Source organism: Azospirillaceae bacterium, assembly GCA_028283825.1.
Classification (GTDB): domain Bacteria; phylum Pseudomonadota; class Alphaproteobacteria; order Azospirillales; family Azospirillaceae; genus Nitrospirillum.
In genome coordinates, this window is the sequence record JAPWJW010000005.1 from 154,542 (window position 1) to 171,602 (window position 17,061).

Below are 17,061 nucleotides of genomic sequence, written 5' to 3' on the forward strand. Positions count from 1 at the left end.
CCGGTCGGTCCACAGATCGGTGCAGGAGCCGGATCAGTTTCCGCCGTTCCAGGCGGCGGCCAGCGCCAGCCGTGCCAGGTCCGGCAGCGACTTGGCGCCGGTTCGCCGCATGATCTCCGCCCGGTGGCTTTCCACCGTGCGCTGGCTGATGTCCAGGTCGGCGGCGATGTTCTTGCTGGGCTGACCCGCCAGGACCATGTCCATGATCTGCCGTTGGCGCTCCGTCAAACCCGCCATGTGGCCGGCGGCGTCCCTGTGCCAGGCCAGCATCTTGTCGCCGTCCCGTGCCCGTTCCAGGGCATGGTCGACACTGGCCAGCAGGTCAACGCGGCTGGCAGGCTTTTCAATGAAGTCGGAAACACCTGCCTTCATGGCGTCCACCGCCAGGGGCACGTCGCTGTTGCCGGTGATCATGACGGCCGGCAAGGTGTGCCCGGCCGCTTTCAAGTGCCCCAGCAGCTCCAGCCCCGTCATTCCCGGCAAGTTGGCATCGACCAGCAGGCACGCCTCGGCCCCTGGGCGATACGCATCCAGAAACGCCTCGCACGAGGCGTAGTCCCGGACGATCCGCCCGTCGGCCTCCAGCACCTCGCGCAGGCTGGCGCGGACATGGGCGTCGTCATCGACGACGAAGACCACGGCCTCCGTCGGGGGCTCGTTCGAGGGCTTGGCCGGCAAGGCGCGCGGCGGCGCGGTGAGAAGGCGCTGGATGGCCTGTGCCAGGTCCACCACCTTCACCGGCTTGCTGAAACGCAGACAGTTGAAGCGGGCGATGTCACGCAAGGTGCGGGTCGAAATATCGCCGGTCAGGATGATGACGGGAAGTGCACCCCCGAATATTTCGCGCAGTCGCGCCGTCATCTGCAGCCCGTCCAGTTCCCCCGGCAGGTCGTAATCCGACAGCACCAGGTCCGGCCGGATCGCCCCGCGGGCCGCCAGTTCCAGGGCGGCATCCGCGTGCGGCGCGGTCACCACGTGATGCCCCTCATCCCTCAGCAGGACTTCCAGCAATTCGCAGGCCTCGGGATCATCCTCCACCACCAGGATCGTCCCCGTGCGTTTGACCGGTTCCGCGTTTTCCTTCCGGGCGGACTGGGCGGCGGGCGGCGTGGCAACGCCGAGAGAGAAGGAGGGCAGGGCGATCTCAATGGCGAAGACGGATCCCCGGCCGGGACGGGACCGGACGCTGACGCCGTGGCCCAGCAGGCCCCCCAGGCGCTGCACGATGGACAGCCCCAGCCCCAGTCCGCGGCTGCGCACCCGGTCGGCGTTGTCCAACTGGCGGTATTCCTCGAAGATCGTCTGCAGGGCGTCCGCGGGAATGCCGATGCCGGTATCCCAGACCTCGATGCTCAAACGATCCGCATGACGGCGGCAGCCCAGCAGCACCCGGCCCCGGCGGGTGTATTTCAGGGCGTTGGACAGCAGGTTGCGCACCATCTGTTCCAGCAGGCGGGGGTCGCTGTGGATTGGTCATGCCGCACGGTACCACCCGCAACGTCAGGCCCAGCGCCTGCGCGTGATAGTCGAATTCGTCCCGCAGCCGGTCGAACAGGTCGTTGACCGTGAAGTCCAGCGTGTCTGCCCCCACGGTGCCGGCCTCGATCTGGTTGATGTCCAGCAGGGCGTTCAGCATGCCGGCCATGGCGCCCAGGGTCTGGTCCAGGCGGGCGACCAGCGTCTGTGCCCGGGGGCCTTCCACCGTCTTGGCCAGAATTCCCTGCAGCAGGGCCAGGGTTTGCAGCGGCTGGCGCAAATCGTGGCTGGCGGCGGCCAGGAAGCTGGACTTGGCGGCGGTGGCCAGTTCCGCCTGCCGCCTGGCGTCTTCCAGCGCGTGGGCCGTGCGCTTGCGCTCGGTGATGTCGGTGAAGGTGATGACCACCCCTTCCACCCCGCGGCCGTGGGTGCGATAGGGCAGGATGCGCCGGACGAACCAGGTGCCGCCGGGCAGCTCGATCTCCTGCTCGGTGGGCGCCAGGGTCTTCAACACGGCCTGGGCGTCGGTGATAAGCCCGGCGTCCGCCGCCGACGCGCGCAGATCGGCCAGCGGCCGGCCGACATCGCTGGGGATGATGCTGAACAGCGCCCGCGTGGCCGGGGTGAAGAAACGGATCTTGAGATCGGCGTCGAGGAACAGCGTGGCGATATCCGTGCTGTACAGCACGTTCTGCAGGTCGTCGGACGTGACGCGCTGGCGTTCCAGCGTTTCCTGGAGCTGGCTGTTGAGGGCGGTCAGTTCCTCGTTAAGGGACTGCAATTCCTCCTTGGAGGTCAGCAGTTCCTCATTGGCGGATTGGTATTCCTCATTGACCGACAGCGCCTCCTCATTGATGGCGCGCTGTTCCTCACTGGATATCTCCAGGTTGCGGATGGCGTCCTGAAGCGCCATGCGCGTGATCTCAAGCTCCCGCTCCAGGTCCGGGGTCCTGGCCACACTGGACGTGCTTTCGGGATGGTCCCCCGATGGCGACGACCTTGGGGCTTCGAGGAAGCAGACCAGAAGCAGGTCCTCGCCATCGTGGCGAATCCGTTGGACATCAATGCTGAATGGGGGGCCATCGTCGTGGCCTTCAAACCGGCCGGTGGAAACGACGGCGGGGGTGCTCTCCAGGCTGGCCTGCTCCAGTGCCGACCGCAATGCGGTCCGCACGGCGGGGCGCACCAGCGTCAACAGGTCGTGCGTGGGATATCCCGGCGCCACACGCAGGTAGCGGTCCGTCGGCCCCAGGGAATAAAGGCTTTCATGCCGGCGATTGACCAGGACCGCCGCCGGGGCATAGGCATCCGCCACCAGCCGCCGGGTCAGGTCGGCCAGGACCGCCTGCCGGGGAAGGGGCGCCCCTTGGCCAACCCGGACCAAACTCCGCCCGCTGTCGCTGGCCGTGATCGGCAGGGATAATTCGCCCGGCCGCACACGGCCGACATGGCGGTACAAGCGTTGGGCCTTGGAGATGACGGCGAACCGGCCGCCGGTGTCGCCGATGGTCTCCGCACCACCCAGCAGCAGGACGCCCCCCTCACGCAGGGCGAAATGGAAGATCGAGATGACCTTGGCCTGGGCCTCCGGCTGCAGATAGATCAGCAGGTTACGGCAGGAGATCATGTCCAGGCGGGAAAAGGGCGGATCGGCCAGCAGGTCCTGGATCGTGAACACCACGGTGGCCCGCATCTCCGGCGACACCCGATAACCTTGCTCATCCCGGTTGAAGAAGCGGCCAAGCCGTTCAGGCGACACGACGTCCGCAATGGTTTCGGGATAGACGCCGGTTCGCGCGATGGCCACGGCGTCCGGATCGACGTCGGAGGCGAAGACCTGCAGTTTGATGGGGCGCTTCGCCGCCATGATCCGTTCCAGGAAGACCATGGCCAGGGAATAGGTTTCCTCCCCGGTGCTGCATCCGGCGATCCAGATGCGCAAGGGCAAACCTGGCGGATGGTTTTCGACCATGGCGGGAATGACCTTCTCCGCCAGGAACTCAAACACCGCCGGGTCGCGGAAGAATTGGGTGACGTTGATCAGCAGATCCTTGGCCAGCAGGTCCAGTTCACCCGCATCGGTGCGCAGGATATCGAGGTAGCCGGCCATGCCGTCGCTTTCCGCCGCCGTCACGGCCATGCGCCGCTCCGTCCGCCGGCGCAAGGTGCCCTCCTTATACAAGGTGAAATCGTACGCCGTTCGGGTGCGGAGCAGTTCGACCACCTCTGGCAGCCAGTCCGTTGGGGTGGCTGCCGGCGTGTGCGCCAGACCGGCCATGCGCCGGTCATAGGTCATCAGCGCGTCCGGTATCGCCGCCAGCGGAAGGACCAGATCGACGGCCCCTGTCAGGATGGCGTTGCGCGGCATGCCGTCGAAACCGGCTTCGGTCGGCTCCTGGGCGATGACCAGGCCGCACTTCTCCTGCACGGCCCTCAGTCCCGCGCTGCCGTCGGACCCGGTTCCCGACAGGACGACACAAACGGCGCGCGGCCCATAGGTCTCGGCCATGCTGTGCAGCAGGAAGTCGAACGGCAGGCGCGCGCCGTGGCCCGCTTGAGGATGGGAAAGGCGGAGGGCGCCATCGTGGACGGCCAGATAGGCGGCGGGCGGAATGATGTACAGATGGTCGCGCTCAACCGGCATGCCATCGACCGCCTGCCTTACCGTCAGGGCGGCATGGCGGGCCAGCAGATCGACCATCATGCTGTCGTGAGTGGGGTCCAGGTGCTGTACCAGGATGAAAGCCAGGCCGGTGCGGGCCGGCAGCGCCCCCATCAGCGCCTGGCAGGCCTCAAGCCCCCCCGCCGACGCGCCGATGCCGACGACGATAATATCCGGCGTGGCACGCACGGCATCGCGCGGCGCTGGCTGCGACTGTACACGCGCGCTTGATCGCGGCCGGGCTGTTCGACCCGGGGGAGTCCCTGCCATTTTTCCGGTGTCCTGACTGCTGCCACGCCGTTAAGCACAACTTTTAAGCGTGGCGACTGTTCCGTTGTGCTGGCAATTATATTCTTTCGGCCGGATCGGAAATTGCCAGCCTACCTACCCCATGTGTGCATCAGTATTTTCCGAACCCCCCGTATTCCAGCCATCGTCAGGTATGGTTAACACCCCTGCCGGACTTGACCGATACCATAGAATCCACCGCAGAACCCTCCAATTGCGGGGAAACGGCCATTTGCTCTTACGGACAATCAGGGTCGCCTATAGTCAATGACGGGCGGGATTGACCTTGAGGGGGATGATCATGAGACCGCTCCGCATCGTGGTGGTTGAGGACGATGCCCTGATCGGCCATTTTCTGGCCGAAATCCTGGGCGAAATGGGTCACGACGTCTGCGCGCTGGAACGGACCGCGGCCGGCGCGATAAGTGCCGCCGCCAACTTCCGCCCGGACCTGATGATCGTCGATGCCCGATTGCCTGATGGCGACGGTATCGAGGCGATGGACCAAATCAACCGCACCGCCGCCGTCGCGCATTTCTTTATGAGTGGCAACGGCAATGAGATCAGCGCGCGGCGGCCGGGGGCGGTGGTCATCCAGAAACCTTTCGCCGAAACCGATCTCGTTCAGGCCATCACCCAAGCCCTTCTGGCACCGCTCCGGCATTCCGTGCCGATGCCCAGTCTATGCGGATGGCCGTGACGGGTCACGGAAGGAAGAGGGGCAAGCGGGCCGGCAACCCAAGTCGCGGCTGGATTGGGCCTCCACCAACCGCGGCCGAAGTGACAAGGCTTCTGTGCCTGCGCGGATGGAGAACGCGGGTAATGGACGGCGTGGTGGAGATTTCCTGGCGGCGGTGGTTATTTTCACGGCAGGCTTTCCGCCGTTATGTCGCGTGAGCGGACAAGCGGCGGCGTACTTATCCCTGGTTGTGTTTTGGATTTTAATCCTGATTAGGCCAATCGGCCCATTCCCTCGCCCCAAAATCTTCCGCCCCCCGTAACAGGGAAATTGGACGCGGGCAAATCTGCAATGGGATGGATTTTTTTTGCACAATTCTTGCGAGTAAATCTCATATTTCACATGAGGTATAAACAAGCCGCGAACAACGGTTCACGGCCGGAAAAATACCGATGAAGTCCACGCAACGGGGTGACGAAGCTCAGGACAATTTAAGAAACGGTCACCAACGTTTATGAGTCGGGCCTATCGGGCTCACCATGCGGCTGGAATACGACCTGCTGTTCCGCTGGTTCGTGGGCTTGAGCGGTCATCGCAGCTCTCCGGTGAAGTTTGGTCGCCACAGCAGGGGTGACCACAAGAGCCCCAATCGAGGAAGCGGAGCGAGCCGCATGGGGACTGACTGCAATTTGAAGCCCCGCTGGAAATGATCCAGCGGGGCTTTGTCGCATCCGTCCAGCCAGGGGCGCCGCTTTATTTGGTTAGCGCCGCGTGGTCGAACAGCTCGTGGAAATACGACCGTTTCAGCGCGGCATTCGCCGGATCCGGGGTGTCGGGTTCGGAATTGAAGCGGTTGCCCCCCAGGATGAAGCTGAAGTCCGTGCCGCCAACCTGGGCGTTACCATGGCAGCCCATGCACCCGCCCATCTGATAGGTGGTGAAACCATGCGGACCGGCCACGTACACGTTCTGGAAATCGGGTTGCGGGGTGCCATTGAGTTGCGTGACGTTACTGGGTTGCGCGGCGCTATTGATGGGAGGATAGGCCGTGGGTGCCTGGTTATCCGCGATCCGGGCCACGAATTGCTGCAGCGTGTAGTCGGTTTCGACCACGATGTTGGCCTGGAAGAAGTTTCCCGCCTGCCGTGTGGAGGAAAACGTCGGCACGATGTCCTTCTTGTTGAAAGGCACGGCCTGCACGTTGACCAGCTTATAGTGCAGCCAGGGTGAATCCTTCAGCTGATGTTCATCGTTGTAAAACTTTATGCTGGCGTGCACCGCGTTGTTGATGGTCGAGATGATGGGCGGAATACGCTCATAGCGGCGGTTGACACAGATGTTGCCGCCGACGGGCGTGCCGGGGGCGGGCACGGACGGCGGCGGGTTGACGCCGGGGGACGGCGCCGGCGGCAGTTCGCGGAAATACAGCCGGCTGCCGGTGTCGTCACAGAACTCCGCAGGCACCGCCGTGACTTTCGGGGTCAGGGGATTGTCGGCGTAGGTCAAGGCGGGCTGGGTCGGCTGCGGGGGCTGGATCGGCTGGCTGACGATGGCGCCGTCGTCATTTTCCAGAGGCTTGCCGTCGGCCGTCAGGATGTTGTCGGCCTGCTCGAAGGTGGCGAAGACGAAGTAGGGGGCGGAGGGGGTTTTCTGGATGATGTGCAGCGCCACCAGGGCCCATTCGTCCTGCCAATAGCACGGCACCTGAGCCGCAGCCTTGTCGAAGCTAACCTTTCCGGCATAGGGGATGTTTTCGTAATAACGGACGGTGGCCATGTGGAAACGGCTGCGATCCTCGCCCTTGGCCAGGCGCCGCCAGGCGGACTTGACCTCGAACGTGCCGGTCGGCAGGGCCGGGACGGTGCCCGGGGCCGGCACCTTCTTATTCGCCAAGGCCGTCTTCCAGGTGTCGATCTGTGCCTGCAAGGGTGTGCCGGTGCCGGAATACCAAAACTTGTTCGCGGCCACGTAGTCGTATTCCGTCTTGTTGGCCTTGGCCAGGAAGCGGATCAGTTGCGGTGCGTTGTTCTTCATGGACGGCGCCTCGTCCCGCAGGATGCCGGCGTACATGGTGGCCAGTTCGATCTGGCTGGTTTCGTCCAGGTTGATCCATGGGGCCTGCGCCACCGGCGGTTGCCCCGGACAGGCGGCGATGGTTCCCTTGTACTGGTACTGCGGTGGATCGTTGTAGCCGTAGTCGACGCCCCGGGCCTGGTAACCGTGGGGCGGGGCGGTCAGGGCGTTGGCACCGGGGAATATCTCCACCTTTTGCCGGTATGTCTGCCACACCAGCGGCCCCGCGCCGGGTTGGCCGAACACGGCCTTCTCGTCGGGGACGTCGCGCTGCACCGTGCCGTTCGACTGCGCCGCCGGCCAGTTCAGGGCGATGAACTCCTGCCAGGCGAAAATGGCGGCACCCTGCAGGTCGGTGTTCGCCGCGCCGCCGGGAATGTCGGTCGGCGGCAGCGGTGATACCACATCCTTGCGGGAGGTGATCTGCTTGATGATTGCCGCGGTGTCCACCTCGTCGGCCACGGCGGCGGCGGGGACTGTCCCCACGGCCAGTTCCAGTGCCAGCGCCGCCCATAGCCAGGGCGCCGCGCGGTATCGTCCTCCATGCGCACTTGTCATCTTGAAACTCCCCTGGTCAGAAAGGTTCGGCCGGCCCCAGGCGCCCTAGCGGCCGGCCGGTGGGCATATCGGCGGGTTGGTGGGCCGGGTGGTGGCGACGGCGTATTGCTGGAAGGCGACCGCCAGCTGCAATGAACTGTCCAGCGGAATGGCCGTCTTGAACGCCCCGGACGGGTAGCCCGCCGGGTATTTGTAGTCGGAGAAATAGGCCTGGTTGTCCGGCGTGTTCCGGGTGCAGATATCGTCGAAGGTGAAGATGGCCGGCACATCCTTGCCCTGGACGCCGACGACGCCCACCGGGGCCGCGTACGCCCCCATGTGGCAGGACACGCAACTGGAGTTGGCCTGGTCGACCACCCCCGCCAGGCGCCCCTGGCAGCCATAGTGCTGCGGCAGGTCGATGGGCGCGTGGATGGTTTCCCGCAACGGCCGGCTTTGCCCCTGGGGCACCGCCGGGAAGGTCAGCCCGTCGCTGCCCCATTGCACGCCCAGGGGCACCAGACGCGACCGGACGGTGGGGCCCGGCAGGCGGCCGTCGTAAGCCAGGGTGCTGTAGACCCAGCGGGTGGGGGAGCGGGGATCGACCACGGCGATGTCCATCTGCACCATGTGCACCTTGGTCACCGCCCGCCGGCAGGTCTCATACTGGGTGGGCGAGGTCTGGACGTGGCCATCGGCGCTCCAGTTGGTGGAGCCTTTCAGGTAGGGCACCGCCTTCTCATCGGCGGTGGTGTTCAGGATCTTTATGACCACCGTGCCTTCGGGGAACGGCAACCCCCGGGCCAGGGCGCCGCCGTCGGTGGTGGCCGGCACGCCGGTATGCGGGACGGCCTGTCCCAGGGACCAGGCGCCGCAGGGGTTGTACATCCCCACCGACCAGGTCTCGAACAGGGGATCCACGCCATCGACGGCGACGGCACCCGGCAGATGATGCCTGCCGCTGCCCCGGCCGCCGCCCCGGAACGTGGACTCCGCGGTCGACAGCTCATTGGTCAGGCCGTGGACGTATTCCCGGCCGCGCTGGCCGTCGTAGGCCATCCAGGGCACATGGAACCAGCGCACCTTGCCCTTGACGGCGACCTTCCAGCCCAGCCGGTCGGGCAGGTTGGGATCCTGATCCTCCCAGACATAATCGACGATGGCCTGGATATAGGCTTTCCACTGGTCCCACGACGGGTTGGGGTCGGTGAAGGACACCTCCTGCCGCAGCCAAGGGGCGTCGCAGGTCGGTTTGGTGGCGGGGTACTGATGGCTGAGCGCGAACCGATGCCCGTCCCAGTCCCCCGGCGGGCGGTTCACCGCGTCGCGAAACGCCAACTGCGCCGGATCGGCCGATTTGCCGGCCGCCGGTTCCCGCGCATGCGCGGCGCCGGCCAGCAGCAGCAGCCCCAACATTCCGCAGGCGACATGCATCAGGCTGCGCATTTCCCGCTCCCTTTGTTCCAGGCGTTTCCGGCACGTGCCGACGCGTCTCAGATCCGCAGGTCCCCGGCATCGACCAGGCAGGCCTCGCGCACACGCTGCACCGTGGCCGGCACCGCCAATTCAAACCAGTCGGCGTGGCCCCGGTCCTGCCGGGCGGCGAGGACCGCGTTCTTGAGCGCCAGGTAGACCGAGGCCGCCAGCACCAGGGGCGGTTCACCCACCTCCTTGGAACCCAGGACCATGTCGCGGTTCGCGGTTTCGAGCGGGCCGGTGCGGGGATAGAATCCCACATTGAATTGCAGTGGGATGGTCGTGGTGGCCGGCAGCTTGTAGCCCCAGGTGTTGTTGGAGTTCAGCCGGCCCGCATCCGGACCATCGGGCTGGATGACGATGTCTTCCGTCAGCACGTACCCGGCGCCCTGCACGAAAGCGCCCTCCACCTGGCCGATGTCGATGGCGGCGTTCAGGGTGTCGCCGATGTCGTAGACCAGGTCGGTGCGCAGCACCGTGGTCTCGCCCGTCAGCACGTCGATTTCAACCTCGCTGCAGGCGGCGGAATAGGTGTAGCCGGTGAATTGATCGACCCCTTGTTCCGGGGCGTTGGGGGTGTAGTGGAGATTCTCGGCCGGCTTGTCGCCGCCGGGGATGGCGACCCGCGACTGCGCTGACAGGTTGATCCGGTCGAAATGGGCCGAACCAATGATGGCCTGCCAGATCAGGCGGCCGCCGCTGTTCGGGATCACGGCCTGCCAGCCGTCGGGATAGTTCCAGTAGTCGATGTGCTGCTGGGTGCACCAGGCGTCGCCGAAATCGGTGCGCAGCTTTTGGCAGTAGGCCTCCAGCCGGGTCCGCAGGTCCAGGCAGGCGACGCGCACCGCCTCGGCGTTGAAGCCGGTGCCGGTGGACGCGCCGGTCGATACGGGGTTGGGCACCACCTGCAGGTCGGTCGGCGCCATGGTGATGAAAGCCATCGGCAGGTTCAGGATTTCCGCCGCCACCTGGGTGATCTTGGTGGCCAGGCCCTGGCCGATTTCCACCCCGCCCTGGTGCACCAGCACCGACCCGTCCTCATCCGCGATGTCGACCAGGGCGCCGGCCTGTTCCAGGAAGGCGGCGTTGTAGCCGGCGCCGTACTGCACCGGCATCATCGCGATGCCCCGCTTGCGCCAGCGGTTCTGCCGATTGAAATCCTCGACCGCGGCGACACGGCGGTCGAAATCCGCCTGCTGTTTCAGGTATTGCCAGACCTGGGCGATGTAGCAGCCCTTGAGCACGGTGCCGACGACGCTCTGCTGGCCGGGCTGGTACAGGTTCACCTCGCGCACCGCCTCCGCCGGCATGCCCAGTTCATGGGCCGCCCGGGCGATGGCATCCTCCAGGATCAGGATGCCCTGGATCAGTCCCATGGACCGGAAGGCGGTATTGCTGGCCAGATTGGTGCGGGCCACGTGGCCCTGGGTCTTCCAGTTCGGCACCATGTAGGCGCTGTCGATCCGCATCTGGACACAGTCCATGACCGTGAACGAACAGTCGTAGGTGGCGCCGCCATTGGAGTAGAGATCCAGGAAAAGGCCCAGGATCCGCCCCCGGGGCGCCGTTCCCTCACCGGTCGCGATTGCCAGGCTGTAGCCGCCCTCATACGGATGCCGCCGGCCGATCATCTCCATGTCTTCTTCCCGGCGCAGGGCGATGCGGACGGGCCGCCTCAACTTGGCCGCCGCGATGGCTGCCGGCGCGGCGACGAAGGGCGAACGGGTAGTCTTGCCGCCATAGCCGCCGCCAATGCGCTTGATCACCAGGGCGACGCTGCTGATGGCCAGTCCCAACACGCCGGCGATGGTGCTCTGGACGCTGTCCGGGCTTTGCGACGATGGGTTGACCGTCATTTGGCCCCGTTCCCCGGGCACCACCAATGCCGACTGCGTCTCCATATAGAAATGGGCCTGGGAACCGACGGTCTGGGTTCCGTTCACGATCAGGCAGGTGCTGCCGTCCAGGGTCACGGCACCTGTCTGCCCGACCCACCCAAGTTGGGAGTTGGGTCGCATCACGTACAGGATGTGGTTGTAGGGCGGATGGACGGTGTCGATCAGCAACGAGTTCCGGTCCTTCGCATCCTGGATGGTCAGGATGGGGGCGGGCGCGTTGGGGTCGCCGGTGGCATCGTTGTAGAGGATGCAGGACTGGCGGATGTAGTGCGCGATGTCGATGGCGTCGGTCTCATCCTCCGCCAACACCAGCGCCATCGGTTGCCCGTACCACTCGACTTGGTCCTGGGCCAACAAGGGATCCGTCCCACCGATCTGCCCGGCCAGGACGCCGGTGCGGTTGTTCTGGCCCGTCGGCACGTCCTGGGCGGTCAGCAGCGCCACCAGCGCCGGAAAGCGGCCACGCAGCCAGGCGGTCAGCGTGGGTGGGTCCACCGGCGTCAACGGCGCGTCCGGAATGCGGAAGACGAAGCGCGCCAGGGCCCGGCTGGACAGCACGAAGGCGCCGTTCAGCCCCCGCGGCGGCAGGGGAAGGTCATGGATGTAGCGGGCCTCGCCCGTGGCCTGGAGGAAGGCGTCCAGCTTGATGAAAGGCAGGCCCACCGGCGCCTTGTCCGGGTTGAACGGGATGGTCTGGGTTCCCCGGCTGAGCGGTCGTTGATAGGGGATTCCGGCCGAGGCGACGGCCGGCGGAATGATCGCGGATCCGGTCGCCGTCGCCACCTCGATGAAGAATTTGTAGAGAAAACTTTCCGCCAGATGGCGGCGATAGACGTCACTGAAGCCTTCGTCGGGCAAGCTGGCGCGCCGGTCCTGCCACTGCTCCAGCGTGGCATCGACATCGTCGCGCAGGCCGGACAGGGCCGCCTGCAAGGTGGCCGCTTCCCACCGCCGCCCCTTCAGGGCCGCCTCCGCCGCGGTGGCATGGAAGGCGACGGGCCCGATGCCACCCAGAACGATGGCGGCGTCCGTCACCATCCCCTGATCGTCGAAGCGGACCCGGCAGCCGGCGTTGACGATGGAATGGGCGTTCACCTCCCGCAGGGCCACCTTGTAGGGCCGCACGTATTCCCGCGCCACGGCCGGGGGTACGAGATAAGCGACGATGACCATGCGCTTCAGGGCGTCGTCGGTCTGCCAGTCCCGGGCGAAATCCAGGATGGGCATGAAGCGCCATTTGCTATCAGGAAGCCGATCGCCCACCACCACCACGGCGTCCAGCGCCACCAGGATCGTGAACATGTCGGATGGGAAAGGCACCCCCTGCCGGATGTGGCGTACCACCAGCATGGTGTTTCCGGCCAGGCTGGCGGCGTTGCGGACGATGGTGCCGGCCGTGCGTTGGGCCATATAGCGTATCGCCAGGGTTCTTTCGTCGTTGATGCCCTGAGCGATGCCGCGATCCAGGAAATCCAGCAATTCCCCGTAACTGACTCCACCTCCCAGAGTATAACCGTCCGAATCGACGGCCTGATTCTTCAGTTCGGGTATCTTTGAGATATCGACCAGGTGGCGCGGATCTTCCTGGTGGCGATCGTAGATGCCGATGGAGGTGTTGCCGTTGACCAGCTTCAGGTCGTCGGCCGGCAGGGTTTCCAACAAGATGAACAGATCGCTCAGGTCGATGGGCCGATACCAGGTGTGGCCATCCTTGATGATCCGCAACGGCAGCTGATAGGGGTCTTCCGGTGGGACCGGGGCGTCGATGACATTGGTATGGGCGACGTTCGGATCGGCCAGGCAGGTCATGCAACCCATCTCGTCGGCCGGCGTCCAGTCGCTGGCGAACTGGCGCATCGCATACAGGATGGGCCGATAGCCGGTGCAGCGGCAGAGGTTACCATCGAACATCCGTTCGATCGCCAGTTGGGTCGGCTTGGTGTCGCCATGGGCGGCGAGGAAGGCTGTCATCGCCATGGTCCAACCGGGCGTGCAGTAGCCGCACTGCGATCCGTTTTCCTTGGCGATGCCGTACTGGACGGGATTCAGCGCCGTCTCGACGCTGCCGGCACCCTCGATGGTGGTGATGGCCGTGCCGTCCAGCGAGCAGACCGGCCGCAGGCAGGCGTTGATGGCTTCGTGACGGACCCCCACCCCCTGAATGTCCCATCGGGACAGCATGACGGTGCACAGGCCACAGCCGCCCTGGCCGCAACCCTTCTTGGATCCGGTAAGACCCACGGCGGGGGAGCGTAGCCAGTCCAGCAGCAGCAAGGTCGGATCGGGATTCTCCAGCAGCCATTCCTGGCCGTTGAGGAAGAAGCGGATCACCGTGCCCGGCTGGGGCACGGGGCAGGCGGCCGTCGCCGACGTTCCCAAGGCAGCCATTGGAATCTCCCGGGTTTGCGACGCGTGAAGCGCCTGGTGCCGAACCTGCTGGAGGCGTACTGAACCCACCGTGAGCGACGGAATGCCGCTTTCGCGAAATCATTTGCCAGAATAAGCAACTTTAAGGGGAAATCGGAATCTGATTCAACCTTAAAAATTAATATTAAAATTAATACAATTAATAAGACGCGCCGTTATATTTTTGTGGGAATAACGAGGTGTGAAAATCATAAAATTCACCCAATAATTGTTATTGATATTCAGCCAGGAGCCTTGCCGGCGTGTACCGGGGTCATTCGGCAACCGTCCATGGCGGCTGTGGCCCGCCGACAATAGGGTTCCGAACCGGTACCGTTATGTTCAGACTAGGTGATCCCCCCCTCAGCACCTTTCGGCCCTGACCTCGGATGCCTGGCTCACGGGCGCGAAGCCTCACTTCGGGTTGCGCACGTAAAGGCTTGGAACCTTCCAGCCGAGGATGAGAGGCGCACGCGCCTGACCCCGTATACGAAGTTACGTCCTATCCGGCCGATTTCCCTTGGTTCTAAGGTGGCGCCGGCCCCGAGGACGGGGCCGGGTTTGGCCATGAGGGACCCCTGGATGCGAATCGGGGCGAGGGGCCGGCGGTTGGCTGGCGCGCTGATTTTCCTGATGGGATCGACTGGCATGGCCGGCGCCTCGCCTTGGGGCGAGGTGGGGGACGGCCAACTGCGCGGCGATATTGAAACTCTGGCCGCGGCTGGCCTGATCGACGGCGTCACCACCCAATGGCCCCTGCCGTGGACGGCCGTCGTGCCGGCCTTGAAAGCGGCCGACCTGGATGCCCAGCCGGAGGCGGTGCAGGCGGCGGCCCTGCGGGTGCTGGGCCGGGCCACGCGGGAGAACCGGCCGGGCTTCAGCACCAGCGCCAGCCTGGACCTGACCAACGCGCCCGCCCTGGTCCATGGCTTCGACAGCCTGGGCCGGGGGGAGGGGCAGACCCAGGTGGCGCTGTCCTACAGTTCCAGCACCGTCTCCGCCCGCCTGGCCGTGGGGGGCTACACCCAGGACCTCAAGACCGGCGCCACCAAGCTGGCGCTGGATGACAGCTATTTGGCGGTGAAGGCCGGCGACGCCCTGGTTTATGGCGGCTGGCTGACCCATTGGTGGGGACCCGGCTGGATCTCCGCCCTGTCCCTGTCCAACAACGCCAGGCCCATGCCGCAGGTGGGCATCCAGCGCCTGGACACCTCCCCCTCCACCTGGCCGGTGCTGGAATGGCTGGGCCCCTGGCAGGTGGAAGCCTTCCTGGGGCTGATGGACGGCCCGCGCCTGCAGAAGAACACGGTGTTCGACGCCCTGCGGGTCACGGTCAATCCGGCACCGGGGCTGGAGATCGGCCTGGCCCGCACCGGGGAGATCTGCGGCCAGGGGCATGATTGCGACCCGGCGGAATATTTCCAGCTGAACAACTCCCCCACCGACGTCAACAAGACCAATGACGAGGGGGTGGTGGACATCAAGTACAGCCACGATTTGTGGGGCGTGCCGGCGCAGGCCTATGCGCAGTTGATGAACGAGGACAGCTCCCCCATCACCCATTCCGGCACCAGCCACCTGTTCGGTGCCGCCGCCTTCGTGCCCCTGGCCGGCCGGCCTCTGCGGCTGACGGTGGAATACGCCGACAGCATCTCGACCACCGATATCTTCAGTTTCGCCAGCCGTATCTACGGCTTTTCCTACACCAATGGCGGTTACCCCGACGGCATGCGCTATCGCGGCCGCACCATCGGTTTCAGCCTGGACGACGATTCCCGCCTGCTGTCCCTGCAAGGCAGTTGGAGCGACGCCGATGGCTGGACCTATGAGGTGACCCTGCACCATGCCGCCATCGGAACGGCGCAATCGGCCGGCGCCAACATCGTCAGCCCCGTGCCCATCAAGGTGAACATCCTGGAAGGACGGTTCAGCCTGCCGTTCCGCCATTTCACCCTGGACCTGCGCGGCAGCGTCCAGGACGACCAGGCCCGGCCGGACCATGGTTTCCTGCCGGCGGTGGAGGCGGCGCTGCGCATCGCGCTGTGATGGGGGCGCTGTGATCGGGGGGCATAAAATGGCGGTCACATGGGAATAAACCCGCCGCCCATATCCGTCATGGGAATGAGGGGAGGCACCTCCCCCGTCGCCTGCCGGAGGTTCCATGCCGTCCATCGTCCCCTGCGCCAAGACCACGCCCCCGCGCGACCGTGTGCGTGACGTCGCCGCCGGCCTGTTCGCCGACCGGGGGCTGGATGGCTTCAAGATGCGCGACCTGGCGGAGCGGCTGGGCGTCAGCGTCATGACGCCCTATCGCTATTTCGAGAATAAGGAGGCCATCCTGGCCTGCGTCCGCGCCCATGGTTTCGCCTGCCTGGCCGATGCCTTGGACCGGGGGCGGGCGGCGGGCCCGTTGGAGCAAAGGGTGCTTGACCTGGCGACGGCCTACGGCGCCTTCGCGATGGCGCAGCCCGCGCGCTATCGCCTGATGTTCACGCTGGCGCCGGCCCAGACGCCCAATGGGGCGTCGAGCGGGGGGGCGGGTGGGGCGCCGGGCGTGGCCGAGGTGCGGCGCCAGGAACGCCGGGTGGACGACGCCTTCGCCGCCCATGCCGCCGGCTTGGCGGCGGCGGGCTTGCCCTGTGCCGATCCCGCCGGTTTGGGCCGCCTGCTGTGGTCCACCCTGCACGGCGTGGCCATCCTGCATCTGGGTGGCCAGTTGCCGCAGGCCGACCTGACGGTTGCCCTGTGCCGGGCCGCGCGGGCGCTGGCCATGGCCGGTGCCGCCCTGGGGGCCACGGCATGACCATGGCGGCGCCGGAGCCGCGGCACCTGCCCGAGCCGGCCCCGCGGGCGGAGGCGGCCCAGGCACTCCCGCCATCCCGCGTCCGCCGCCGCCTGACCCGAAAGCGCGCGTTCGACATGGCGTTCAGCCTGGCGCTGCTGCTGGCCTGCCTGCCGCTGCTGGCCCTGGTCGCCCTGCTGATCCGCCTGGACAGCCGGGGACCAGTGCTGTTCCGCCAGCGCCGCATCGGCTTGGCGGGCCAGCCATTCCACATCGTGAAGTTCCGCACCATGCACGTGCTGGAGGATGGCGCCGACGTGGTGCAGGCCATGGAGGGCGACCCCCGTGTCACCCGGGTGGGGGGCATCCTGCGGGTGACCAGCCTGGATGAACTGCCGCAACTGCTGAACGTGCTGTCGGGTGAGATGTCGCTGGTCGGCCCGCGCCCCCACGCCGCCGCCCACGATGATTACTACCGCGCCCGCATCCCCAACTATCTCTACCGCCAGAACGTCCGGCCGGGCATCACCGGCTGGGCACAGGTGAAGGGTGCCCGCGGGGCCACGCCGCGGGTGGCCGACATGCAGGCGCGGGTGGACCTGGACGCCTGGTATGTCGACAACGCCAGCCTGGCGCTGGATCTGAAAATCCTGGCGCGCACGCCCCTGGTGGCCTTCACCCGGCGCAAGGCCTGTTGAGGGGACGCAAGACCGTTTCCAGGGCCCGGGTGGGGACCCGGGGGAATAAACGGGCCAGGCGATACGTCTTAAGCATGAGAGGGCGA

The 17,061-nt window shown here is 65.9% G+C and carries 8 protein-coding genes and 1 pseudogene; 4 read left to right on the top strand and 5 right to left on the bottom strand.

Annotated features, from left to right (window positions below; genetic code table 11):
• Nucleotides 1–33: 33 nt before the first annotated feature.
• Together PW843_27490 and PW843_27495 are read right to left on the bottom strand one after the other, a co-directional pair.
• The gene (locus PW843_27490) at nucleotides 34–1,440 is read right to left on the bottom strand and encodes a response regulator (GenBank protein ID MDE1150309.1); all 1,407 of its coding nucleotides are present in this window, start codon (nucleotides 1,438–1,440) and stop codon (nucleotides 34–36) included.
• Between the two features lie 463 nt (nucleotides 1,441–1,903).
• Nucleotides 1,904–4,252 (bottom strand): annotated as a pseudogene (locus PW843_27495) (chemotaxis protein CheB).
• Nucleotides 4,253–4,727: 475 nt separating this feature from the next.
• Here PW843_27495 and PW843_27500 point away from each other — a divergent pair.
• Complete coding sequence (locus PW843_27500; protein MDE1150310.1) at nucleotides 4,728–5,126, top strand: response regulator; 399 nt, start codon at nucleotides 4,728–4,730, stop codon at nucleotides 5,124–5,126.
• Between the two features lie 732 nt (nucleotides 5,127–5,858).
• Here PW843_27500 and PW843_27505 read toward each other — a convergent pair.
• The 3 genes from PW843_27505 to PW843_27515 are packed head-to-tail and all read right to left on the bottom strand — an operon-like array spanning nucleotide 5,859 to nucleotide 13,477.
• A complete protein-coding gene (locus PW843_27505) occupies nucleotides 5,859–7,736 on the bottom strand; it encodes a hypothetical protein (GenBank protein ID MDE1150311.1) in 1,878 nt (625 codons plus the stop codon).
• A gap of 45 nt (nucleotides 7,737–7,781) precedes the next feature.
• Nucleotides 7,782–9,161 carry a hypothetical protein gene (locus tag PW843_27510; protein ID MDE1150312.1) on the bottom strand — a complete coding sequence of 460 codons (1,380 nt, stop codon included), beginning with the start codon at nucleotides 9,159–9,161 and terminating at the stop codon, nucleotides 7,782–7,784.
• A 47-nt stretch (nucleotides 9,162–9,208) separates the two neighbouring features.
• Entirely contained in the window at nucleotides 9,209–13,477 is a 4,269-nt protein-coding gene (locus tag PW843_27515; GenBank protein MDE1150313.1) for a molybdopterin-dependent oxidoreductase, read from the bottom strand.
• 651 nt (nucleotides 13,478–14,128) lie between these two features.
• Here PW843_27515 and PW843_27520 point away from each other — a divergent pair.
• From PW843_27520 to PW843_27530, 3 genes are all read left to right on the top strand, one after another.
• Nucleotides 14,129–15,541 (top strand): capsule assembly Wzi family protein, encoded by a 1,413-nt coding sequence (locus tag PW843_27520; GenBank protein ID MDE1150314.1) that lies wholly within the window; start codon nucleotides 14,129–14,131, stop codon nucleotides 15,539–15,541.
• Nucleotides 15,542–15,656: 115 nt separating this feature from the next.
• Complete coding sequence (locus tag PW843_27525; protein MDE1150315.1) at nucleotides 15,657–16,298, top strand: TetR/AcrR family transcriptional regulator; 642 nt, start codon at nucleotides 15,657–15,659, stop codon at nucleotides 16,296–16,298.
• Entirely contained in the window at nucleotides 16,295–16,975 is a 681-nt protein-coding gene (locus PW843_27530) for an exopolysaccharide biosynthesis polyprenyl glycosylphosphotransferase (GenBank protein ID MDE1150316.1), read from the top strand. The genes PW843_27525 and PW843_27530 overlap by 4 nt, the downstream gene beginning before the upstream one ends.
• Nucleotides 16,976–17,061: the final 86 nt, after the last annotated feature.

Coding starts and splice junctions, on each gene's coding strand:
- PW843_27490 (MDE1150309.1), bottom strand. CDS start 1,440: ATGGTGCGCAACCTGCTGTCCAACGCCCTGAAATACACCCGCCGGGGC.
- PW843_27500 (MDE1150310.1), top strand. CDS start 4,728: ATGAGACCGCTCCGCATCGTGGTGGTTGAGGACGATGCCCTGATCGGC.
- PW843_27505 (MDE1150311.1), bottom strand. CDS start 7,736: ATGACAAGTGCGCATGGAGGACGATACCGCGCGGCGCCCTGGCTATGG.
- PW843_27510 (MDE1150312.1), bottom strand. CDS start 9,161: ATGCGCAGCCTGATGCATGTCGCCTGCGGAATGTTGGGGCTGCTGCTG.
- PW843_27515 (MDE1150313.1), bottom strand. CDS start 13,477: ATGGCTGCCTTGGGAACGTCGGCGACGGCCGCCTGCCCCGTGCCCCAG.
- PW843_27520 (MDE1150314.1), top strand. CDS start 14,129: ATGGGATCGACTGGCATGGCCGGCGCCTCGCCTTGGGGCGAGGTGGGG.
- PW843_27525 (MDE1150315.1), top strand. CDS start 15,657: ATGCCGTCCATCGTCCCCTGCGCCAAGACCACGCCCCCGCGCGACCGT.
- PW843_27530 (MDE1150316.1), top strand. CDS start 16,295: ATGACCATGGCGGCGCCGGAGCCGCGGCACCTGCCCGAGCCGGCCCCG.